Raw genomic sequence first — 23,834 nt, 5'->3', positions numbered from 1 at the left:
CGAACAATTTAGAGTATTGATGAATGAGGTTAATGTATTCGATAGCCTATTTATTACGATGAATACTCTAACACGTTCTTCTACCGACTTTCTTCTTGCTCAATAAGAGTCTATTGATGGTTTAACCATGTTTGGGGCACTTTGTTATCAAGGTGGCCCTTTTTTGTTTGGTTTCATATTCCATTTTGATATAAATATATTATTTAATATTATTTCAAGTGCTAAGCAATAGTTGATAGCTTGTGATGGTCGATTTACAAAAATTTACCGTCAGGGGTGTTCAATGAAAGCTCGTATTCTAACGACTGTTTTACTTACAGGTTTAGCGCTGACAGCGAATGTCGCTAGCGCAGATAAATTAGATGATATCAAACAAGCGGGTGTGATCCGTATTTCGGTATTTGATAGTAACCCACCATTTGGTTTCATTGACCCACAAACTAAAAAATTAGCGGGTTATGATATTGATATTGCACAAGAAATAGCAAATGGCCTAGGTGTGAAACTAGAGCTTCGCCCCACTAACCCAGCAAACCGTATTCCACTCCTGACTTCAGGTAAAGTTGACCTAATCGGTGCTAACTTCACCATTACAGATGAACGCGCAAAACAAGTTGATTTTTCTATTCCTGATTTTGCGACAGGCCAAAAATTTATTGCCCGTAAAGGCGTATTAAAAACACCAGATGACATCAAACCACTGCGTATTGGCGCAGATAAAGGCACTGTGCAGGAAGTCACTTTACGTGAACGTTTCCCTGACACAAAAGTGATTTCTTATGACGATACCCCGCAAGCGTTCGCGGCACTGCGTAATGGTAACGTCCAAGCTATTACTCAAGATGATGCCAAATTGGTTGGCTTATTAGGTAATTTACCTGAAAAAGTGAAGGCAGACTTTGAAATCTCTCCATTTAGCCTAACAAAAGAATACCAAGCATTGGCAGCAAGCAAAGGTGAAACTCGTTTGGTTGAAAACGTCAACGAAACACTGTTGAAACTGGAAAAAGACGGTAAAGCCGAGGTGATCTATAACCGTTGGTTTGGGCCAGATACTAAAGCAGCACAACCACGCGGAGACTTTAAATTCGCGCCACTGAGTGAGCAACAGCCACAGTCTTAATGGGTAACAGTAAGTACTCAGTGAGTTGAAGCCCCGCACTCTGTGTGGGGTTCTTGGTTATAAGGGATGAGTTTTTAATCACAAGCGGTGAAGGCAATAGGTCGTGAACAATGTTTGAAAAATTTTTAAATGGTGATTTTTGGTCTGCTCATTTACTAGCGCCGCAGTATCTAGAGTGGTTTGGCTACGGCTTTTTGATCACTGTTTGGATCTCGATTTGTACCATTGTTGCAGCCACTGTATTGGGTTTTATCGTTGCATCAGCAAAGGATAGCCAAATTGCTCCTGTGCGTTGGACCGTGAGTATCTATATCTCTATTTTCAGAAATACACCTTTGTTGGTGCAGTTATTCTTTTGGTACTTCGCTTCCGGTGAAATTTTACCTACTGTTGCGATGGAGTGGCTCAATACCCCCCATGAAATCCATTTACTTGGAATAACAGTGGGTTGGCCGTCATTTGAATTTTTAGCGGGCTTTATTGGTTTGACCCTGTATACCGTACCATTTATTGCTGAAGAAATACGAGCTGGGATCCGCGGTGTTCGTCAGGGGCAAAAATATGCGGCATTTGCTTTAGGGCTAACTTCATGGCAGGCCATGAAACTGGTGGTATTACCGCAAGCAGTAAAAATCGCCATGCCTCCGCTACTGGGCCAATATATGAATGTGGTGAAAAATTCATCATTAACAATGGCAATAGGTGTAGCGGAACTGTCTTATGTTTCTCGCCAAGTAGATAGCCAGACATTACAAACCTTCGCAGCCTTTGGAGTGGCAACCGTTTTGTATATTGCCATTATTGCAGTGATGGAAGGTTGGGGCCAGTGGCGCCAGCAGCGTAATTTGGCTCAGGGGGTATAAGATGGATTTTTCGATTATTGAGCAGAACTGGCAATATTTGTTATTTGGCACTTTCCCGGATGGCCCATTAGAAGGCGCAGCACTGACGTTAGTCATTAGCTTGCTTGCAGGTGCAGCTTCTATTGTATTAGGTACATTGGGGGGGATTGCATTAGCCATGCTGCGAGGTTTTTGGGTTAACCTATTCGCTGCAGTATTAGGTTTTTTCCGTGCAATTCCAGTAATTATGCTGATTTTTTGGACCTATTTCTTGTTGCCGATGTTATTGGGCACGGAAATTCCTGGGATAGCGACAGTTGTATGTGCATTGGCATTGATTACCTCTGCATATTTGGCTCATGCCGTGAAAGCGGGTATTTTAGCGATAGGTAAAGGACAGTGGCAAGCCGGGATGTCCTTGGGGTTCAGCCGCTGGCAGGTATTGTGGAATATCGTATTACCACAGGCTTTACGTATGATGGTTCCGTCATTTATTAACCAGTGGGTGGCATTAATTAAAGATACCTCATTGGCTTATATTGTTGGGGTCGCTGAGCTGTCATTTTTGGCGACACAAGTGAATAACCGTGAAATGGTTTATCCTCTTGAAGTTTTCTTATTCGTCGCATTTATTTATTTTGTGATGTGCTTTGCGGTAGAAATTATTGCAAATAGGGTGGCGAAAAGGCTTAGTGCGCAACATCAGCCTCAGAAACTGGCAGCGAAACATCGTTTATTGTTTTGGCGTCGACAAAAACTATTAGCACTGTCTTAAATTAAACGTGGTGGTGAAATAACCGCCACTTCTTCTATTAGTTACCATCAATTCTTTTATTATTTCACTCAAGTGTATCAGTTAGTTAGGACATTTTTGCCCATTACAGTTTACGCAATCGTTTTCTTTTGTGATTTTTAATTGTAGTATAGGGCGAAAAAAACTTTTTTTGGGCGCGATATCTAATGAGTAATCAATCTTCTAGCTCGGCACAACCGCAGGGCTTGTTTCAGCGTGTTTTTAAATTACAAGAACATGGCACCACAGCAAGAACTGAGGTTGTTGCTGGCTTCACTACCTTCTTAACGATGGTCTATATTGTCTTCGTTAACCCTCAAATTCTCTCAGTTGCAGGAATGGATATCAAAGCGGTATTTGTCACTACCTGTTTGATTGCGGCTATTGGCAGTATTTTGATGGGATTACTGGCGAATTTACCTATTGCTGTTGCGCCAGCCATGGGGCTGAATGCCTTCTTTGCTTTTGTTGTTGTTGGAGCGATGGGGTACTCATGGGAAATCGCGATGGGCGCGGTATTCTGGGGAGCTGTCGGGTTATTTATTCTGACGCTATTTCGCATTCGTTATTGGATTATCGCCAATATTCCTCTTAGCCTACGCGTTGGTATTACCAGCGGTATCGGTTTATTTATTGCCATGATGGGGCTGAAAAATTCCGGTATTATTGTTGCGAACCCGGACACGTTAGTTTCTATCGGTAACTTAACCCACCATAATGTTTGGCTGGGAGCACTCGGTTTCTTTATTATCGCTATTCTTGCCGCACGCAATATTCATGCCGCGGTATTAGTTTCTATTGCAGTGACAACATTGATTGGCCTAGCTCTAGGGGATGTGAAATATTCTGGGATATTTTCAATGCCGCCGAGTATCACGAGCGTTGTGGGGCAAGTTGATTTCTCTGGCTCTTTAGACTTAGCGCTATCCGGTGTGATTTTTGCCTTTATGTTAGTTAACTTGTTTGACTCATCAGGCACCATGATAGGTGTGACTGACAAAGCGGGTATTACGAATGAACGCGGGACTTTCCCACGAATGAAACAAGCGTTATATGTGGACAGCTTGAGTTCTGTCGCAGGTTCAGCGATGGGGACCTCTTCTGTCACTGCATATATCGAAAGTTCTTCTGGTGTTTCTGTCGGTGGGCGCACAGGTTTAACTGCGATTGTCGTTGGTGTTTTATTCCTATTGACCATGTTTATCTCACCTCTTGCAGGCATGGTTCCAGCTTATGCTACTGCGGGTGCCTTGATTTACGTGGGCGTGCTGATGACTTCAAGCTTAACTCGCGTGAAGTGGGATGACTTAACCGAGTCTGTACCCGCATTCATTACCGCTGTGATGATGCCATTTAGTTTCTCAATCACAGAAGGTATTGCGCTAGGCTTTATTGCGTACTGTGCAATGAAAATTGGTACCGGACGCTGGCGTGACCTGGGTCTGTGTGTGATTTTAGTGGCGGCGATGTTCCTACTAAAAATGGTGCTCGTCGACGCCTAATATTCGTCATACTTCAAGCTGTGGCGTTGTTGTCTTCACTCGGCTACTCGGGTCACATACTTATGTATGCTCCCCGAGATAACCTCGATTGACGCCTAGCCACAACTTGAATTATTTAGAATATTTCTCAAGATGGCTCTCTATTTTTTTAGGTAAAACCACTTGGAAGATTAATCCCCCTTCAGATGGCTTTCCCGTCTTGTTACTTGCATGCAACACAAATTATTTAAGGTATAATCAATAAAGTACTGTTGCGAAGGCAGGGTGGGATAAAAAATCCACTGAAATTGCAAACTAGTGCTTTCCCCCTTTATGGGATCCTGCTAGATTTCGCAGCAGAAACTGACTTTATCAAGGTATCAGACCATGAATGCACCAAAAAAACCGGCTGCTAAGCCAAAGAAAAAATACCGTAAAACCAAAGAAGAAATTAATGCGGAAGGCCGTGAGCGTAAACGCGAGAAAAAACATCGTGGTCATAAATCCGGTAGCCGTTATGTAGAACAAGCATCTAACAAGCAAAATGGCGGGCAAAATAGTTCAACCGACCCTCGTTTAGGTAGCAAAAAGCCTGTGCCTTTAATTGTGGATGAAAAACAGGCCACGAAACCTGTGGTTGAGAAAAAACAGCCGACTGTCAAAGAAAAATTGACGCCAGAAAAAGAGCTGGAAATGCTGGAAAGCGATGATCGTTTAGATAGCATTTTAGCGCGTCTGGAAGATGGCGAAACCATCACAGCACAAGAGCAGCAGTATGTTGATACCTGTTTAGATCGCATTGATGAATTGATGAATATTCTCGGTATTGAATATAGCGAAGAAGAAGAGGAAGAAGACGAAGAAAAACTTGATGACATTATGCGCATCTTAAAAAGTAAATAATTTCGTTTAAAAGATCCCTCGTGCTAGCGGGGGATTTAGCTATTTTTTCTGCTAACTCACTTTTCTTTGATGTTGTATCAAATCTCTTTTCGCTAACATACTTTATAATATTATTTAAGTTGTGAAACTTTCACACTCACCAAATAACAATTAAATAAGGTGCAACCCGTTATTATGGTTTGAGCTTTTGGTCAATTGAGGAATGTTATGTCAGAGCAAAATATTGTTTGGGATCTTTCCCTCATTCAAAAATACAATTATTCAGGGCCTCGTTATACCTCGTATCCTACAGCCTTGGAATTCAACCAAGACTACGATGAGAATGCGTTTGTTCAAGCAACAAAACGTTATCCCGATCGACCTTTATCGCTCTATGTCCACATCCCTTTTTGCCATAAGCTTTGTTATTTCTGTGGCTGTAATAAATTAGTGACACGCCAAAAACATAAAGCTGATGAATACCTTAAAGTAATTGAAAAAGAAATTATCCAACGAGCCGCTTTATTAAAAAACCGCATTGTGACTCAAATGCATTGGGGCGGTGGTACTCCAACTTATCTCGATAAAGTCCAAGTTAGTCATTTAGTTGGTTTATTGAAAAAACACTTTAATTTTGCAGATGATGTGGAAATGTCGATTGAAATCGACCCGCGTGAAATTGAACTGGATATGATAGACCATCTGCGCCATGAAGGGTTTAACCGCTTAAGCATGGGCGTTCAGGATTTTAATAAAGAGGTTCAGGTGCTGGTTAACCGTGAACAGGATGAAGAATTTATTTTTTCCCTAATTAAACGGGCCAAAGAGACGGGGTTTTCCTCAACGAGTATTGATTTAATTTATGGTTTACCTAAGCAAACCCCTGAAAGCTTTGCGTTTACCCTAAAAAAAGTGGCTGAATTATCACCAGATCGCTTAAGTGTGTTCAATTATGCACACTTACCTAATTTATTTGCAGCGCAGCGTAAAATTAAAGATGAAGACTTACCGAGCGCAGAGCAAAAACTCGATATTTTGCAAGACACAATCGCGACCCTCACCAGAGATGGCTATCAATTTATTGGTATGGACCACTTTGCTCGCCCTGAAGATGAGCTTGCCGTGGCACAACGGGAAGGGGTTCTACACCGTAATTTCCAAGGATATACAACTCAAGGCGACTGTGATTTGCTGGGGCTAGGCGTTTCTGCAATCAGTATGTTAGGCGATAACTACGCGCAAAATCAGAAAGATTTGAAAACCTATTATGCGCAAGTTGAAGAGAAAGGCCAAGCGTTGTGGCGTGGCCTCGTTTTAACCGATGACGATTGCCTACGCCGTGATGTCATTAAAATTTTAATCTGTAACTTCCAATTGGATTTTGCCCAAATTGAAGCAATCTATCCAATTGATTTTAAATCCTATTTTAAAGAGGATTTAGAGTTATTGAAGCCAATGGCAGAAGATGGGTTGGTCGAAATGACAGACAAAGGTATTAAAGTTACGCCGCAAGGGCGTTTACTTATTCGGAATATTTGTATGTGTTTTGATGTTTATTTACGGGGGCAGATGAGGCAGCGGCAGTTTTCCCGTGTCATCTAAATACTCTTCATATTTCGCCCTGTCGCGTTGTTGGCTGCGTTCGCTAACCCTAGTCACATACTTTATGTATGCTCCTAGGGCTTAGCTTCTCTTGCCGCCTAGCGGCAGAACGAACTATTTTGAGTATTAAATATTCGTTATAGCGTTATTCCACATTCAGCATCTTCTGCGGGGGCTAGTATTTCGCTTTTTCGATTAGCTGATAAGCAGCACTGATGCGATCAGGGATGGGATACCATTTGTTGGACAAAATCACAACCGCAATTCGGTCTTCAGGAATAAATGCCGCATAGGTTGCAAAACCATTGGTTGAGCCGGTTTTGTTGTAGAAAGCTTGTGTTTCTGGCGGTAGTGCTGGTGTAATCGCTTCGACCTTTTGTGGCTGTAATGCCATTTCATCTCGGTTACCTTGCTGTAATTGAGAAATGGATACAGGCCATGAGTAACTTTCCCACATCATATCTTGCACAAATGAATCGGTCATATAGAACCCAGCATGCGTGTTCTCTATGGCTTCCTGCCACGGTTTAGCGACTTTCTTTGTTTGCATATTAATATCTAAGAAGCGAATTAGATCTTTAGCGCTAGATTTCAAACCATAAGATTCAGCATCTAAAATTTGTGGTGTTACACGAACGGGTTGATTGTTCTTATTATAGCCTTGAGCATAATTTTTCTGTTGATTTTTAGGGACATGAATATAGGTATGTTTCAGCCCAAGCGCAGGCAGCATCAGTTTTTCCATCGCTTGTTCAAATGGCATTTTGAGTTGTTTAGCCGTAACGATGCCGAGTAATCCCACGCCAAGATTTGAGTAAGAGCGATATTGTCCAATAGCTTTTTCAGGTTGCCACTGCTGGTAATAACGGAATAATTCCGCTGAATTCGTAATGCTATCAGGCACAAATAACGATAAACCGGAAGTGTGAGTTGCCAAGTTCATTACTGTGATTTGGTCAAAAGCAGACCCTTTTAATTCAGGAATATAGTGGCTTACCTTTTGCGAGAAATCGAGTTTTCCTTGGTTTTGTGCATAGGCTGCGAGTGTGGCTGTGAATGTTTTAGATAAAGAGCCAATCTCAAATAAAGTCTTATCACTGACAGGCACTAAGCTTTGCTTAGATTGCACACCATAATGATAAATATAGTGTTTTCCATCAACGGAAATGGCGACAGACATTCCAGGGATCTGTTTTTGTTCCATCAGAGGTTTAATAATGTCATCCACATCCTTTTGAGTGAATGCATTAGCGGATAGCGTGGTTAACGCCAAACTCAGAGCGACAAAAATTCGCCCCTGACGAAAAAGGGTTTTCATAGAGTTATTCCAATAAGTACAAGTTTAAGTTATTGCTAACAGGAACTGAAAGCGCTTCATTGTAAATATAAAGTGCTTTAATATAGGCTATTAGGCGGTTAAACCGCGATTTCAAAGTAGTATGCATGCTTTCAATCATTATTTAAAACGATATAAAATTCGATGAGGTAAAAGAAAATCTTATGGCAGAAAATTATCGTCATCGGCTTCCTCTCAATGCGCTTAGGGCTTTTGAAGCTTCAGCACGGCATTTAAGCTTTACGCGAGCAGGAATAGAATTGAATGTTACTCAGGCCGCTGTCAGCCAACAAGTTAGGCTGTTAGAGGAGCAATTGGGACTAGAACTATTTATTCGTTTACCTCGAGGGCTTGCATTAACTGAAGAAGGTTTTGCATTATTGCCTGTTTTGAGCCGCTCTTTTGACCAAATTGAGTCACTATTGTTGCAGTTTGAAGATGGTCATTATCGAGAAACCTTAAGTATTTCAGTTGTTGGCACATTTGCTGTGGGCTGGTTATTGCCAAGACTAACGCAATTTTCGGAGCTATATCCTTATATTGATTTACGTATTATGACTCATAATAATGTGGTGAATTTAGCCGCTGAAGGCGTTGATTTTGCAATTCGCTTTGGTGAAGGGCTATGGCCCCTGGTAGAAAATATCCCCTTATTTTCAACGGCGCATACGGTGCTTTGTTCAGAGAAAGTCGCGAGCTTACTTAATCACCCATTAGATTTAAAATCCCACCAGTTAATGCGTTCATATCGTAAAGATGAATGGGAAAAATGGTTTTTAGCTGCGGAGATTGAACCTTGGCGTGTCAAAGGCCCAGTATTTGATTCATCACGTTTAATGGTTGAGGCTGCGTTATTAACTGACAGCGTGGCATTGGTGCCAAGTTGCATGTTTAGCCATGAATTAAGTGCAGGGGAGTTAGTTCAACCTTTTGATGTATCTGTAACACTGGGTGGATATTGGTTAAGCCGTTTAAAGTCGAGAGTCATGACACCAGCGATGGCGATATTTCGCAATTGGTTGGTGGAGGAGTCTAAAAAAGAATAATAATTCGGTGCTATGCTATAAATAGAAATAGTACCGATATTTAATCTATTGGCATATTATAATGCTCATATTTAGCTGTTAGAATACCAAAGCTTCAGCAGAGAAATAATTCTTTTTATTAATAGGGAGTTCTGTACTATTAATATTCGTAATGGTTTCAGTAAAGAAATAGATTGGCGAAACATTAAATATTTGTGCCAATTGGTAAATGGTATCGACATGAATATTAACTTCACCATTTTCATAGCGTGATTGGTGCTGTTGGCTAATACCTAACAACATGCTTAACTCTTTACCACTCATTCCGTGACTTTCTCTTAATGATCTTATTTTTAAATCGACGGATTTAGATATTTTTCGTTTCATGATTCTCTCTCTAATTTATTTTGAATATTTCAATGTGAATATAATTAAATATTTTTAATGTAATTTTTCTAGTGTTGATATTACTAATTAATTTGTTCATTAAATGTCATGAGACTGAAAGAATTTTTTAATATCAATCTCAAAATACGTTGCATATTGGAACAATCTATCTAAAGTAATTCTATTCACGCCTCTTTCATATCGTGACTGCTGTTGTGGGCTGATGCCAATAACCTCGGATAATTCATTAACTGAAAGTCCATTCGTTTTCCGATAAAAAAGTATTTTTTTGCCAATTAGGTAAGATACTGAATAAGGCATGTATACTCCTATAGTTATCTTTTTATTTCTAAATAAACACTATGAAAGATTACTTCTCTATCTTAACCATTTTAATAAAATAGTAAATTTGCTATTTATCAATTGTTCGATGATATTTTTCGATGTTAGCAATAAAAATCAAATTATAAATAAATTAATATCTTTTTATGATGAATGTTGAATGCTATTTATTCATATCTTATGTTAACCGACGCTGTTGAGTTTGCAGTTCCTGCAGTTATATTATTAGCAGTCTTAATATATCTAGCTTTCCAATTAAAAATATAATCGCCACCTGCAACATTGTTTTGCAAAGTGAACTTTGAGTTGAGCTTTATCGGGTTACTGTTTCTATCCAATAATTGGATAGCGACTCCGGTCGCTTGCCCTTGCCCAGACAATTTAATCTTCCCTGTATTGGTATCAACATACCCAGCACTACTTGTGACTGTCACTTTTAGATTGGTGCCCGCAGCGCAGCTTAATGTAATGGGTATATTGACACTATTACTGGTAGAGCCCACAGATTTAAATTGAGTGTCATACCAAGTTCCTAAGTTAACATTGTAACTATTTGCTTTTGTTGAGCACTTTAATACATTAATTTTGATAGCACCTGCTGGAATATTCAACGATGTTAAATTCCACGTACTGTTATGTGGTGCGGGGTTACGTTGTGTTAGTCTTCCCACATGCCCTGCCTTTAAATTTCCACCTTGTGTGACTTGCCCAGTTTTTTTAATGGTGATGGTCCAATATGGATTAGGAATTCCCCAAGCGGCAGGGTCGGCACCTGTTGGTGGCCCATAACGTGTATTTAAGAAACCAATTTCGGTTGCTTTTACTTGGATGCTAATACCCGATATATTACTGGCTGCAATTTTATTGCCGTTTGGTACCCAACCGTTCACATAGTCAGCATGTATATAGGCATCACCACACAGGCCATTACTCATTGGGCCTGAGTATGTATTGATATGTGAGCCTTTAAAATTGACGCGAATAGTATCGAGGTCTCGTGCTCCAGTATCATCATATTGCAGTGAATAGGCTCTTGAAGGGACGTCAACCACAACGTTCCGTAAATTAGGATTTTGAATACAGGCTGCTTGTGTATATGCAGAATAAGCAAAAGCCGAGCCTATTATTACCAGTAAAGTTTTCTTTTTAGTCATAAAATATCCTTAATATTTACTTTTTTATTTAAATATTTTTCTTCTATATGCTAAATCTCATTTATCTCCTTAGAATTGAAAACAAAGAAAGCTATAATATCAATTTCAAATATCTTAGAGTAATGATAAAGCCTATCAAGATTAATTCGATTAATACCACGCTCATAGCGTGACTGTTGTTGCTCACTCACTCCCACGATATTAGATAAACTTTCTAATGTCATTCCTTTCATTTTTCGGTAATAGGTGATTTTATTGCCAATTATTTTTGAGATAGGATAGTAATTAGGCATACCGCTTTCCCCTTTCCCCTATTAAAACTGATATAATCAAAACAAACTTACTTACTGATATGTAAATGTAAATTCTAAATGGCTTTTAAATGAACCTGCAACCATACCACTTCCATAACCCGAGACTCGTGCTGATAGTGGTATTTCAACATTTCGCGTTTGTGTATTCACATTCGCGGTAATGGTATCGCCATTTTTTATTGTTGTTTTATTGGCGGTATTGGCTAAATTTAATGCCACATTTTTTGCCGTACCATTATTAATAAAATGTTCAGTTACTGTTGAGTCTGGTGTGCCGGATATTTTCATTACAGCTTTGGTGGTGCCGACAGGGCAATTTTTTAGCTTCACGGAAAAATCAACCCACGGAGACTTTTGCGTATCTTTGATATTCCAAATATTAATTTTTTTCAAATCGATTAAATAGTTATTTTTTTCAACCTCACAAGGCGCTGCGATAACGACGCCATGCACTTTAATATTTGCTGTTAGCCCAAATGCAGTTAAAGAACAGCTCATTAGTGATAGTAATAGGATAAAATGTCTCATATTATTCTCTCTTTTATAAATAGGTAATGGTTGCCGTAATATTGGCGGAAATAGTTCCCGGAGTGGCATTACCTAATGAGCTAAAGGCACGTGTGCGTAATGGAATATTAATATTCGCTTGCCCATTTGTCGGAACTTGTAATACTTTTTGGTTACCTAAAGCGGTTGTTCCATTACCATTTTGTAGTTGAACAGCTAGGTTTTTAGCCGTACCTTGGTTTTTGTATAAGCTGGCTGCATCCGCAGTATCCGCGGTTCCTGTAAATGTCAGTTTTACTTGGTTAATAAAAGATGAACAATTATTTAGGCTGATATTAAATGTGTTCCAGTTAGAACCTGAACTTGCATTACGAAATACATCAGCAGAAATATTTTTCAGGTCAATATCAATGTTATTCCCACCGGTAATATTGCAAGTTGCGGCTCTAATATTTCCGGTAAAATTCAATGTCACTGTGCTAGCAGCAAATAAATTTCCACTGAATATTAAGCTACTAAGTAAAAGTAAATTTTTAGATATTTTTTTCATTTTTTATTCCTACTCATAGCGGATATTTACAGTCGCAGAGGCGTTTGCTGTACCTGGCGTGATACTCGCGGCCGTTTTGATATAGCGAGCCTTCCAATTGAACATATAGTCACCAGCAGGCACATTATTTTGCAGGCTATTCATAGTGTTCAATTTGATCGGGTTATTATTTTTATCCAGCAATTGTATTGCGACACCAGTGGCACTACCAGGTCCCGTTAGAGCTAATTTTCCTGTAGCCGTATCTTCATATTTAGAGCTTGTTACCGTCGCTTTAATATTGGTGCCCGCCATGCAGTTTAATGTAATGGGAATATTGATATTTGTACTGGTACTGCCAACAGCGGGAAATTGGGTATCATACCAATCACCTAAGTTAATGGTAGGAACTGAATTTTTTAGTGAGCAACTGAGTACATTTATTCGATAGTTAGTGGAAAAAGAGACAGTTGAAATAATAAAATCAGTACCTGTTTTTCTATTTTGTTGATAAAATCTAGCGAGTTGCCGTGTTGAAATAATCCCACCAGAAGTAACATGACCTGTTTTTTCTATACGAATATCCCATGTCGGATTCGTAAATGTCCATGTAGTTGCCGTATATGGACCATTTACAGGAAAGAAAGTATCTGGCCCAAAGCTATTAATTCTCGCTTTGATACCAATACCATTAATTCCACTTACGGCCATACCATTACTGACTGGTGCTAGATAAATACCAACTTGATTTCCGCCACAATCTTGACCAACACCATTAGTCGGGTTATAAGTCCCCGTATAAATCGGTAAAGATATAGATTTTAATTGATAAGACCTAGTGTCATCATATTGTATGTTGATTGTTTCATTAGGTATTGTTTTTTGTATGTTCCTCCATGTGGGATTTTGAACACAAGCTGCATTAGCATATCCTGAGTATAAATATATAAAACTCACAGTTAATATTGATTTATAAATAAGATTATTCATAACTGGCCTCCTTATTATCGGCAAACAGCAGTTGTTTTATATAACCCCATATAATTCGATATGCCTGCTAAGTTATAATTTACTTGGCACTGTTGTTTATCGTTATATTGAATAATAAAACTGCCATTTTCAGCTAAACCAGATAAATAAATTTCACCATCATTACCAACCATGTTATTTAACTGTGGATTATCTTTAAATATCGCTTGGGCACCAAAAGGTACAGGTTTGCCATCAGCAAAAGTTAATATCATAATGGCTCGATATCCGACATTTGCGGCAAAGCTGGCTTTCACCAGTGCACCACGGCTTGGTGCAACACTTTGGCTAGTTAACTCCATTTCCGTATTTTCAGGTAGTTCAGAAGTATCGATATCAATCACATTTTTACGGTAGGCAGTAACATAGGGCACGAGTGCATAACCTTGGTTATTAGTGACAACCCCTGCTTGGTTTAAGACGGGTACATCACCTGCATCTGGTATTTCAACAATAGCCGCGGTTTCGCCTAATTGTTGACCGAGTACAAGGCCGCCAGAGTGAGCCACTAAGCTGCCATTAACCCCGTAATAAAGGTTATAGTTGTCTTTGCTATAGCCAGTTCCGCCTGAAACTTCACCATATTGGCCTTTATAAGAGGCGTTCATATTGCCGCTCGTACCTTGTTCTTGAGTGGTGAAACCCTGCTGCATGCTCCAATTCAAGCGATTATTGAGTTGTGAAGCAGAAAGCCCAATACTGCCTGTGCTTGGGCCGTTACTGCTGCTGTTACTGTTAAAGTTGTAATAGAAGGTGTTATCAAACACAGTAAACGGCACACTGACCGAGAACGCTAATTGATGGTCATCTTCACTTTTCGTGCGACTGCCGGAGCTATAGGAGTAGCTATTGGTATTTTTGTTATAGGTATAATTCAAGCTATAACTAATGCCTTGCCAACTGTTGTTGTAACCCACGGTGGCAGATTGTGTTTTACGGTCACTATTCCAGTAGTCTTCATTGATATAGCCCACGGAAATTGAACCAAAGTTATCCCCTAAGTTTTGGCTGAGCGTAATTTCACCACGATTACGGCGGCGTTCAATTTCTGGAGCATAGTTTGTATTTCTATAACCATCAAAGACTTCTGCTAAACTGTAAAAGCCTTTAGTAGAGTAACGGTAACCAGCTAATGCGATATTAGTACCAATATCGTTGATATTTTTGTTATAGCGGAAACGATATGACTGGCCTTTTTCCTTAACGTCATTACTCAGCGTTGAATTTGCATGAGTAACGTCAATGGATAATGCACCAAACCGTCCAAGGTTTTGGCCTGTACCGATGGAGTAAGATTGGTAATGCTCACTCACTTGGCTACCACCATAAGCGGTAATACCATACGGTAAACCATAGATTAAGGTGAACTGACCAAATTTTGTTTTATCAATGCTACTGTCATAAGCGCGGTATTCACCGCCCGTTACGCTATAAGAAAAATATCCTTCACGCTGCAATACGGGTAATGAGGCAAAAGGAACGATCTGATATTGCTCGCTACCATTGGATTCTTTTATTGTGACATGTAAATCACCACTTCCCCCTGTTGGGTATAAGTCATTGATTTCGAAAGGGCCTGCAGCAACCTCGGTTTGGTATATAATGTAACCATTTTGGCGGATCGTCACCTGTGCGTTACTGCGGGCAATCCCACGAACGACGGGGGCGTAGCCGCGTAAACTCTCAGGGGACATATCATCATCTGTCGCAAGCTGGGCACCACGGAATGGCACGCTGTCAAAAACCATCGAAGGTGAAACACTATCCCCCAAGGTTAACTGACTTTTGATGCTATTAATGCCACGTGATGCGTAGGTATAGATAGTATCCCATTTACCGGATTGGTCAGTGCTACTTGACCATGTTGTGTAATTGCGTAACCGCCACGCTCCAATATTTAAGCCGGGTCTTAAATTTACATAATGAGATGTATTATCCGAACCACTACTTTTGCGATCGTAATTTTTAGAGCCGTTATAGCTGTAATTTAATAGCAGTGCGTTGATCCCATTATCGATATTGGCTAAGTCAACGTAACCCCTTGGGTTTCTATCCAATGCGATTTGGGGGATGCTTAAATATAAACGTTGAGAATCGAATTCAAAATTACTTGTGGCATCAGGAATAGCTGCAAGGTTTACACAGTGACTACCTGAGGTTTGCAATTCAGGGTATTCCGCTGTTTTGATACCAAATTCTTTAATATCAGCCAGTGATAAACACGGAACTAATTGGTTATGGTTATTTTTTTCAAATTTAAGATTTTTAGCACCAATTAAGTTAGTGTTGACATAAATATCAACATAGTAGGCACCAGCTAGTTGTTCATTATTCTCAAACTGCGACAAATCAACCGAATCTTTATTTGGTAACTCTAAAAAGTCAGGGTCAAAGTAGACATTATTTTCTGTTTTTTCTTCAGCATATAGCGATGCGGTATAGCCTAAATATAATAGTAGGCCTAGAGATATTTTATTTATTTTCATGATAAAGCCCAACTTATTTTATAATTTTATATTTTCTTTTCGAGTGCTTCTGGTGCTGCACCATAATCATTAATAACTTCCCATTTAATTGTTCCATTAGTAGTTGAGTTATTAACCTCGAAAGTCGCACTTGAGAAAGGTGCCGCATAAGAAACATCATTAGCCTTTGTTCCGTTAAAGCTGATGCTCTGGAAATTCATAAAATAAGGTGTTGGGTTTTTAACCGTAATTTTATTTCCAGATTTAGACCACACTAATTTTTTTTGCTCTTCAATAAAATTAACCTCTTTTAATGCTTTAGGGCGATAAATTAATTTCATTTGCGTTTTAAAGGCAATTTGTAGTGAGTTTTCTGTTCTTTCTGTTGCTGGGATCGTTTTTATATTTAACCAGAACAATGATTCTCTATCATTAGGTAATTTATTTTCTGTTAAAAATATTCTAAGTGCATTAGTTCTATCTGCATTTAGTCTAAATAATGGTGGTGTAATAGAGAAATCAGACTGCTTTTTTTCATCTATATTATCTATCCAAGATTGAATCAAATAAGGGATTTTATCTGGATTTTCTACACTGATGCTGACATCTTTGTTTCCCTCGTTATAAATAACACGGGTTCCACCAATAATAACACCAGCATTCGCAGTGTTTATTAGTGCTAATAAGGAAATGAAAATATAGATAATAGATTTCATAATACCACCATTGATTATTATTAGATAAGGCTTAAGTCCTTTTAAACCTTATTTATTACTTAGTTATAATTGATTGTGAAAGTTGCTGTCGCATTTGCAGGACCAGGAGTCACTGTGTCAGACTTAGCAATATAACGCGCTCTGAAATCTAAATTATTTTCCACATTTTGTTGTAATGGATATGCTTTAGAGGCAGTAAATAATGGAACAATTTTATTCGTATCATCAGTAATTTGAATACCAACGCCAGTTGCAACACCCGTTTCTTCTTTTAATTTAATAACTTCATCATCACCAATATAAGAATCAGTATCAAATTTCACTGAAGCTGTTGTTACTGTAGCAGGGCAATTAATTAATTTAATTGTAAATTTAGTTGCTGCCGCTGTACTTCCTGCGTTTGGCAATGCTTTTTTAGATACTTGTCCTAAGTTTACTTTTAGTGCATCAGAGCCAGCTGCTAATTCGCATGCTTGGTCAATGATTTCACCTGTAAAGTCGATAGTACCATCTGCTGCTAATGCATTATTAACAGCAACGATTGAGGTTGCAGCAATTAATGATGCAAGTAAGTTCTTTTTCATTTGTTTTTCTCCAAAAGATAATTATTTATTTTTCATTGAGTATATAAAAGCAATAGTTACTCAATTGAAGAGTATTTTGGGACTATTTTTTAAAATAAACAAGTTTTGTTAAAATTGGAAATATATAATCAAATATTAATGAATTTAAGTTTTTTAATTGAGTTAACACGCTATAAGAGAGGGATTGATATACTATATTGAACTAAGTCAAATATAATTTTCAATGGTTTTTTGACTAAAGTTAAATAACGATATAAAACCAAGAATAATTATAAGGAGGGATATAAGTTTAATTTATCTCTCATATGGTGATTATTTGGGGTTATACGGTTTTGACATATTAGACCACATACAGTGGATGTTGTATTTTTACTATCGAAAAATGAAATAATAGTATAGTTATCGGATTTGGTAGGTCTAAATGTGCTATATTTTGTTTTTATTGGTTAGATAAGACTAGATGTGTAGTCTTAATTTGATATGATTGAATTAAGACTACATGAGCGAAGATTATTTTTAATTGGTAAAAAAGAGCAATAGCCTAACGATATGCTATATTATTTTATTGTTAACACTATTTGTATAAATTGAAATTATGTTCTGGCGATAATAGGCTTTCAGCTTGCAATATTTTTCTTCTATTCTGTTTACTATCCATTTTGCTAACTGGTATTGGGATGGCAAAATCAATAATTAATTCCTGAATATCAAGTTCTAATATTTGAGAAATAGAATAAAGAGTATCAACATGAATTCGTATTTCTCCAAGTTCATGGCGGGATTGATGCTGTTGGCTGATCCCGAGCAATGTACTGAGTTGCTGAATACTCATGTTTTGATCTTTTCTTAGTGTACGGATCCGTGCTCCGATAATTTTAGATGTGTTTTTTTTCATACTAATAACCAATAATGATTAAGTAAAAATACTATGGAGAGAATGATTTTTTAATTTCATTACCATTTTTAATTTTTATTTTTTCATCTTCACTAAACGAAAAAAAGTAACTAATGTTAATATCAAAATAGTTGGAATATTGTTTTAGTCTATCTACCGATATTCGGTTATTTCCTCGTTCATAACGTAATTGCTGTTGCTCACTAATTCCAACAGTCTTAGCGAGAGTAACAAGAGAGAGTCCTTTATTTTTACGCAATGACTTTATTTTATTACCAATAACCGCAGAGACAGGGTAATAATTGCTCATTATTCAACCTCATTGATTTTTTATTCTTAATAAGTAAAAGAATGCCTTGTACCTTCAAGATATATCTATCAGGTATTATGGTTTCTATCTTGATTTAAATCACACGCATTCGAACTATACAGTTTTTATTTGGGTATTAGTCAAGATAATAGCCAGACTTTGTTAATGATAAACAAATGTAAAATCAAGATGGCTATTAAATGAACCACTTGTCATGCCTGAGCCATAGCCTGCCATTCTCGCTGATAGCGGAATATCAACTTTGCGGGTTTGTTCATTAACGGGCACCATAATTTTTTCACCGTTTTTTATCGTGGCTTTATTTGCATGGTGGGCTAAGTTTAATGCGACGTTTTTAGCACTACCGGTATTAACAAAATAATCCGTTGTGGTTGAATCTGGTGTGCCTTTAATCTCCATAATGGCTTCCTTGGTACCCATAGGGCAATTTTTCAATTTAATTGAGAAATCAACCCACGGTGAAGTTTGTGTATCCCGAATATTCCAAGCATTGACTTTTTTCAGGTCAATGACATGATTGATGGCTTCTAATTCGCAGGGCATAACTGCGACATAACCATGTACATTGATATTAATTTGTTGGTCTGCTGCCAATGCGGGGCTGGAAGCAAGACAGAATAAAAGCACCATTTTTTTCATATTATAAGCTCCAGTTTATAAATAGGTGATGGTAGCGGTGACATTGGCTGAAATAGATCCAGCCACGACATTACCTGCCATGCTAAAAGCCCGCGCACGCAGTGGAATAGCGATATCAGATTGCCCATTTAAGGGCACTTGTAATATTTTTTGATTGCCTAACGGTGTGGCACCATCACCACTTTGTAATTGCACAGCTATATTTTGAGCAGTACCTAGGTTTTTATATAAGCTAGTCGTATCAGCCGTGTCCGCAGTACCTGCAAATGTCAGTTTGATTTGGTTGATAAATGACGAACAGTTATTTAAATGAATATCAAAATTTCTCCAGTCGGATCCTGTCTGCGCGCCATTAAATATATCAATCGGTAAACGTTTTAAGTCAATATCAATATTGTTGCCGCCAGAGATATTACAGGTAGCGGCTTTGATATTGCCTGTGAAATTTAGTGTTACAGTATCAGCTGCATTAACCAATAAGGGTTGATAAAAAATATTTATAGTTAATAGTGTGAATATTATTTTTTTCATGAAAGCCTCTATTCGTAGCGAATATTAACGGTGGCTGTTGCATTCGCACTTCCGGGAGTAATTTTGTCTGCTGTTTTAATATAGCGAGCTTTCCAGCCAAAAATATAGTCGCTTTCAGGCACATTATTTTGTTGTGTCCACTGAGTATTTAGAGGGATGGGGTTACTTGCGTTATCTAATAATTGTACTGCAACGCCTGTAGCTTTATTCGAACCACGTAAACTTAATTTACCTGTTGGTGCATTATCTATCGCGTCAGATGTGACATTGACTTTAATATTAGTGCCTGCAGCACAAGATAATTTAATTGGAATATCTATATTGCTGCTGGTATCACCGACTTTTTTAAACTGGGTATCATACCAATCACCTAGATTAATATTGTAGGTACCCTGTTTTAAAGAACAGTTAAGCACATTGATATAGATAGAGTTTGGTCTAATTGCCAAGGTTGCCGTTTTATAAAAAGTAGATCCCGCGGCTTCATTGCGATTGGATTTTGTCGCTATTATTCCACTATCTATATATCCAGATTTAGTTACCGGCCCTGTTTTGACTAGTGTGAGGGTAAAGTGACCAGCTAATCCAGCGTTAAACGCACCAAATTTAGCATTTTTGCTAATATAGTTATAGGCTGTCCGTGGAAACTGTATACTGGCAGGACATGAAGGGCAACTATCAGCCACAAATCTTACATATTGAGATATTCCATGCACATTTGTAACGAGAGGGGTTTGAGATGTTTGCCTATTAGCATAAGCATATTGGTAGTAGACCGGACCAATATTTGAGTTGTAAGAATCTAAACCGTTACACTGAGGATTGAAGTCTTTGCCTATATTATTAACATACATATCTAATGGAGCACTAGAATTTGCAATAATTGTTTTTAAGTCCCCTGTAAATGTATTGTCAAATGGAATGTTAATAATATGCTTGCCATCTATAAACGCTTCTCTAACAGGTTGACCGATAAAACAGTTGTAAGCTGCATTAGCTTTACCTGCTATTAAAATAATAGTTGTGGTGAATAACACTATAAATTTCATTACGTATTTCCCTCTTATCGGCATACCGCAGTAGTTTTATATAACCCCATATAATCCGAAACACCGGCTAAGTTATAATTAACCTGACACTGTTGTTTCTCGTTATATTGAATAATAAAGTTCCCACTCTCAGTTAAACCGGATAAATAAACTTCGCCATTATTACCCACTAGATTATTTAATTGTGGGTTATCTTTAAATATGGCTTGTGCGCCGAATGGTACGGGCTTCCCATCTGCAAAATTCAATACCATAATGGCGCGATAACCGACATTGGCAGTGAAACTGGATTTCACTAGCGCTCCACGGCTTGGGGAGACAGACTGGCTAGTGAGTTCCATTTCTGTGTTGTCAGGTAACGCCGAGGTATCAATATCGATGGTATTTTTGCGGTAAGCGGTGACGTACGGCACTAACGCATAACCTTGGTTATTGGTTACTACACCCGCTTGGTTTAATATGGGAACATTCCCTGCATCAGGCACTTCTACCAGCGCAGCAGTCTCACCCAGTTGTTGCCCTAACACTAACCCGCCCGGGTGAGCGACAAGGCTGCCGTTAGTTCCGTAGTACAGGTTATAGTTATCTTTGCTATAGCTAGCACCACCAGAAATTTCACCATACCTGCCTTTATAGGTGGAGTTCGCATTACCAGAACTGCCTTGCCCCTGATCGGCTAAACTTTGTTGCATGCTCCAATTTAAACGGTTGTTCAGGTGAGATGCTGATACACCGATGCTACTCGAACTGGAGTCTCGGCTACTGTGGTTACTGGCAAAGTTAATGTAGGCGGTATCTTCAAACAAACTGAACGGAATATTGACCGAAAAAGTAAATAAATGGTCTTCATCACTGTATTTTTTTGCCCCAGCACTCTGCGAATAGCTGCTGGTATTCTTGTTATAGGTGTAATTCAGCCCGTAACTGATCCCTTGCCAGCTATTGTTATAGCCAAGGGTTGCTGACTGTGTTTTGCGGTCACTATTCCAATAATCCTCATTAACATAACCCATTGAAATAGAACCGTAAGCATCTCCTAGGTTTTGGCTGAGGGTGATTTCACCGCGATTACGGCGGCGTTCGATTTCAGGGGTGTAAGTGGTATCACGGAAGGTATCAAACACCTCGGATAAACTGTAATACCCTTGGGTCGAATAGCGGTAGCCTGCCAAAGCAATATTGGTGCCGATATCATTGAGGTTTTTGTTATATCTAAAGCGGTAAGACTGCCCACGTTCTTTGCTGTCATCACGCATTTTGGCGTGAGATTGGGTAATATCAATAGACAGTGCCCCGAAACGCCCCAAGTTTTGCCCAGCACCTATCGAATAAGATTGGTATTTTTCACTAAACTGACTCCCTCCGAACATAGTGATGCCATAGGGTAAACCGTAAACCAAAGTGAACTGACCAAATTTGGTTTTATCTACATGGCTATCATATGAACGGTATTCACCTGCGGTGGTGCTATAAGATAAATAACCCTCACGTTGCAGCACGGGGAGTGAGGCAAAGGGTACAATTTGCACCTGTTCGCTGCCGTTCGACTCTTTTATCGTCACATGTAAGTCACCGCTGCTGCCCGTTGGGTAGAGATCATTGATTTCAAAGGGGCCTGCTGCCACATCGGTTTGGTAGATGGTGTAACCGTTTTGGCGAATGGTGACCTGTGCGTTGCTGCGGGCTATCCCACGTACAACTGGCGCATAGCCGCGCAAACTTTCAGGGTACATATCGTCATCGGTAGCGAGCTGCGCCCCACGAAATGGCACACTGTCAAACACCTCTGACGGAGAAACGCTATCCCCCAAGGTTAGCTGGCTTTTTATGCGGTTGATCCCACGGGAGGCGTAAGTATAAATAGTATCCCACTTATTGGACTGCCCTGTGCTGTTGGACCACGTGGTATAGTTGCGCAGACGCCATGCCCCAATATTTAAGCCGGGGCGTAAATTGACGTAGTTTGAGGTGGTGTCTTCTCCACCTTTACGATCGGTATTTTTAGAACCGCTATAGCTGTAATTCAGTAATAGAGCGGTAATACCGTTATCGATATCTGCAAGGTCAACATAACCCCTCGGGTTTTTCGCCAGCGCGATTTGCGGAATACTGAGGTATAACCGCTGTGAATCAAATTCAAATTGGCTTGTTGCGTCAGGAATGATTGCTAAATTGACGCAGCCTGTTTGGCTATTTTGTAGCTCAGGATAATCTGCAATTTTAATGTCGAAGCTTTTTAAATCATCCAGTGTTAAACAGGGAACAAGTTTATTCTCGGTATTTTTATCAAACTTTAAACTTTTTGCTCCGATTAAGTTGGTATTGACATAAATATCAACGTAATAATTACCAGCCAATTGTTGGTTATTTTCAAATTGGCTTAAATCGACCGCATCTTTATTGGGTAACTCTAAGAAATCAGGATCAAAATAGATATTTCCCTCTGTTGTATTATTGCCGATGGCATTTTCAGCGTATAAAGGTACCGTATAGCCTAAATAAATAAGTAGGCTAAAGCATATTTTATTTATTCTCATTTTAACAACCTAAATCAATTTTGGGCTATATTTTCGCTTCAGCCAGTTCAGATGCAGAGCCGTAGTCATTAATGACTTCCCATTTCACCGTGCCATGAGTGGCAGCATCGTTAATCTCAAAAGAAGTGCTAGAAAACGGTGCAGCATAAGAGACGTCATTCGCCTTTTTACCGTTAAAGGTTATGCTTTGGAAATTCATAAAATACGGCGTCGGGTTTTTTACCGTAATCATATTGCCTGTTTTTGACCAAGTTAATTTTTTTTGTTCTTCAACAAAATCAACGTTTTTAATTGCAGAAGGACGATAAATTAATTTCATTTGTGTTTTAAAGGCAATTTGTAATGAATTTTCCGTGCGCTCTGTTGCTGGGATCGTTTTTATATTTAACCAAAATAATGATTCTTTATCTGTCGGTAAGGTATTCTCGGTTAAAAATATTCTTAACGCATTGGTTTTATCTGCATTTAATCTAAATAATGGTGGTGTAATGGTAAATGCGGATTGCTTATTTTCATCAATACCATCAATCCATGATTGAATTAAATAAGGAATTTTATCAGGGTTTTCGACACTAATACTGACATCTTTATTTCCCTCATTATAAATAACACGGGTGCCGCCAATAATAACGCCTGCATGGGCTAAATTAATCAATAAAAATGAAGAAATAAAAAAATAAACTAAGCGTTTCATATTAGTACCATTGAATAGAGGAATAAGGTTTAAATCCCTTTAAACCC

General features: G+C 38.7%; 25 protein-coding genes. 7 read left to right on the top strand and 18 right to left on the bottom strand.

Annotated features, from left to right (window positions below):
- Window positions 1-283 precede the first annotated feature (283 nt).
- The 6 genes from G6Q48_RS09320 to hemN all read left to right on the top strand — a co-directional run bounded on the left by G6Q48_RS09320 (window position 284) and on the right by hemN (window position 6,723).
- Window positions 284-1,123 (top strand): ABC transporter substrate-binding protein, encoded by an 840-nt coding sequence (locus G6Q48_RS09320; RefSeq protein WP_166266021.1) that lies wholly within the window; start codon window positions 284-286, stop codon window positions 1,121-1,123.
- A gap of 110 nt (window positions 1,124-1,233) precedes the next feature.
- Window positions 1,234-1,986 (top strand): amino acid ABC transporter permease, encoded by a 753-nt coding sequence (locus tag G6Q48_RS09315; protein ID WP_166266018.1) that lies wholly within the window; start codon window positions 1,234-1,236, stop codon window positions 1,984-1,986.
- Window position 1,987: 1 nt separating this feature from the next.
- On the top strand, window positions 1,988-2,740 hold the full coding sequence (locus tag G6Q48_RS09310; protein ID WP_166266015.1) for an amino acid ABC transporter permease: 753 nt from the start codon (window positions 1,988-1,990) through the stop codon (window positions 2,738-2,740).
- 185 nt (window positions 2,741-2,925) lie between these two features.
- A complete protein-coding gene (locus tag G6Q48_RS09305; RefSeq protein WP_102138822.1) occupies window positions 2,926-4,260 on the top strand; it encodes an NCS2 family permease in 1,335 nt (444 codons plus the stop codon).
- 366 nt (window positions 4,261-4,626) lie between these two features.
- Complete coding sequence (yihI, locus tag G6Q48_RS09300) at window positions 4,627-5,142, top strand: Der GTPase-activating protein YihI (protein WP_166266012.1); 516 nt, start codon at window positions 4,627-4,629, stop codon at window positions 5,140-5,142.
- Between the two features lie 207 nt (window positions 5,143-5,349).
- Complete coding sequence (gene hemN / locus G6Q48_RS09295) at window positions 5,350-6,723, top strand: oxygen-independent coproporphyrinogen III oxidase (RefSeq protein WP_166266009.1); 1,374 nt, start codon at window positions 5,350-5,352, stop codon at window positions 6,721-6,723.
- Window positions 6,724-6,898: 175 nt separating this feature from the next.
- Here hemN and ampC read toward each other — a convergent pair whose 3' ends face one another.
- A complete protein-coding gene (ampC, locus tag G6Q48_RS09290; RefSeq protein WP_242685795.1) occupies window positions 6,899-8,041 on the bottom strand; it encodes a class C beta-lactamase in 1,143 nt (380 codons plus the stop codon).
- A 182-nt stretch (window positions 8,042-8,223) separates the two neighbouring features.
- Here ampC and G6Q48_RS09285 point away from each other — a divergent pair, with 182 nt between their 5' ends.
- Window positions 8,224-9,105: a LysR family transcriptional regulator gene (locus G6Q48_RS09285; protein WP_166266006.1), complete on the top strand. Its 882-nt coding sequence runs from the start codon at window positions 8,224-8,226 to the stop codon at window positions 9,103-9,105.
- A 78-nt stretch (window positions 9,106-9,183) separates the two neighbouring features.
- On the opposite strand, the gene G6Q48_RS09280 is transcribed toward G6Q48_RS09285, so the two are convergent.
- The 17 genes from G6Q48_RS09280 to G6Q48_RS09200 all read right to left on the bottom strand — a co-directional run bounded on the left by G6Q48_RS09280 (window position 9,184) and on the right by G6Q48_RS09200 (window position 23,787).
- Window positions 9,184-9,471 carry a helix-turn-helix domain-containing protein gene (locus G6Q48_RS09280; RefSeq protein ID WP_166266003.1) on the bottom strand — a complete coding sequence of 96 codons (288 nt, stop codon included), beginning with the start codon at window positions 9,469-9,471 and terminating at the stop codon, window positions 9,184-9,186.
- 99 nt (window positions 9,472-9,570) lie between these two features.
- Entirely contained in the window at window positions 9,571-9,792 is a 222-nt protein-coding gene (locus G6Q48_RS09275; protein WP_102138827.1) for a helix-turn-helix domain-containing protein, read from the bottom strand.
- A gap of 188 nt (window positions 9,793-9,980) precedes the next feature.
- On the bottom strand, window positions 9,981-10,967 hold the full coding sequence (locus G6Q48_RS09270) for a fimbrial protein (RefSeq protein ID WP_166266000.1): 987 nt from the start codon (window positions 10,965-10,967) through the stop codon (window positions 9,981-9,983).
- Window positions 10,968-11,017: 50 nt separating this feature from the next.
- A complete protein-coding gene (locus G6Q48_RS09265) occupies window positions 11,018-11,260 on the bottom strand; it encodes a helix-turn-helix domain-containing protein (protein WP_166265997.1) in 243 nt (80 codons plus the stop codon).
- Window positions 11,261-11,311: 51 nt separating this feature from the next.
- Entirely contained in the window at window positions 11,312-11,809 is a 498-nt protein-coding gene (locus tag G6Q48_RS09260) for a fimbrial protein (protein ID WP_166265995.1), read from the bottom strand.
- 13 nt (window positions 11,810-11,822) lie between these two features.
- Window positions 11,823-12,338, bottom strand: a complete 516-nt coding sequence (locus G6Q48_RS09255) for a fimbrial protein (RefSeq protein ID WP_004262778.1) — start codon at window positions 12,336-12,338, stop codon at window positions 11,823-11,825.
- Window positions 12,339-12,347: 9 nt separating this feature from the next.
- Window positions 12,348-13,307, bottom strand: coding sequence for a fimbrial protein (locus G6Q48_RS09250; protein ID WP_102138831.1), 960 nt, complete (start codon window positions 13,305-13,307; stop codon window positions 12,348-12,350).
- Between the two features lie 14 nt (window positions 13,308-13,321).
- Entirely contained in the window at window positions 13,322-15,832 is a 2,511-nt protein-coding gene (locus tag G6Q48_RS09245) for a fimbria/pilus outer membrane usher protein (protein WP_166265992.1), read from the bottom strand.
- 26 nt (window positions 15,833-15,858) lie between these two features.
- Window positions 15,859-16,527 carry a fimbrial biogenesis chaperone gene (locus tag G6Q48_RS09240; protein WP_166265987.1) on the bottom strand — a complete coding sequence of 223 codons (669 nt, stop codon included), beginning with the start codon at window positions 16,525-16,527 and terminating at the stop codon, window positions 15,859-15,861.
- Between the two features lie 59 nt (window positions 16,528-16,586).
- On the bottom strand, window positions 16,587-17,111 hold the full coding sequence (locus tag G6Q48_RS09235; protein WP_166265984.1) for a fimbrial protein: 525 nt from the start codon (window positions 17,109-17,111) through the stop codon (window positions 16,587-16,589).
- Window positions 17,112-17,685: 574 nt separating this feature from the next.
- Window positions 17,686-18,006 (bottom strand): helix-turn-helix domain-containing protein, encoded by a 321-nt coding sequence (locus G6Q48_RS09230; protein WP_166265981.1) that lies wholly within the window; start codon window positions 18,004-18,006, stop codon window positions 17,686-17,688.
- Between the two features lie 31 nt (window positions 18,007-18,037).
- The gene (locus G6Q48_RS09225; RefSeq protein ID WP_102138836.1) at window positions 18,038-18,316 is read right to left on the bottom strand and encodes a helix-turn-helix domain-containing protein; all 279 of its coding nucleotides are present in this window, start codon (window positions 18,314-18,316) and stop codon (window positions 18,038-18,040) included.
- A gap of 162 nt (window positions 18,317-18,478) precedes the next feature.
- A complete protein-coding gene (locus G6Q48_RS09220) occupies window positions 18,479-18,976 on the bottom strand; it encodes a fimbrial protein (RefSeq protein ID WP_166265978.1) in 498 nt (165 codons plus the stop codon).
- Window positions 18,977-18,991: 15 nt separating this feature from the next.
- Window positions 18,992-19,507, bottom strand: a complete 516-nt coding sequence (locus tag G6Q48_RS09215) for a fimbrial protein (RefSeq protein WP_166265975.1) — start codon at window positions 19,505-19,507, stop codon at window positions 18,992-18,994.
- An 8-nt stretch (window positions 19,508-19,515) separates the two neighbouring features.
- Window positions 19,516-20,556, bottom strand: coding sequence for a fimbrial protein (locus G6Q48_RS09210; RefSeq protein ID WP_229597507.1), 1,041 nt, complete (start codon window positions 20,554-20,556; stop codon window positions 19,516-19,518).
- A gap of 14 nt (window positions 20,557-20,570) precedes the next feature.
- Complete coding sequence (locus G6Q48_RS09205; RefSeq protein WP_166265972.1) at window positions 20,571-23,093, bottom strand: fimbria/pilus outer membrane usher protein; 2,523 nt, start codon at window positions 23,091-23,093, stop codon at window positions 20,571-20,573.
- Window positions 23,094-23,118: 25 nt separating this feature from the next.
- A complete protein-coding gene (locus G6Q48_RS09200) occupies window positions 23,119-23,787 on the bottom strand; it encodes a fimbrial biogenesis chaperone (protein WP_102138840.1) in 669 nt (222 codons plus the stop codon).
- Between the last annotated feature and the right edge of the window lie 47 nt (window positions 23,788-23,834).

This window comes from Providencia sp. M-27, from assembly GCF_011077905.1.
GTDB classification, from domain to species: domain Bacteria; phylum Pseudomonadota; class Gammaproteobacteria; order Enterobacterales; family Enterobacteriaceae; genus Providencia; species Providencia huaxiensis.
The sequence above is the reverse complement of the archived record's forward strand: the minus strand, read 5'-3'. Positions and strand labels throughout refer to the sequence as shown.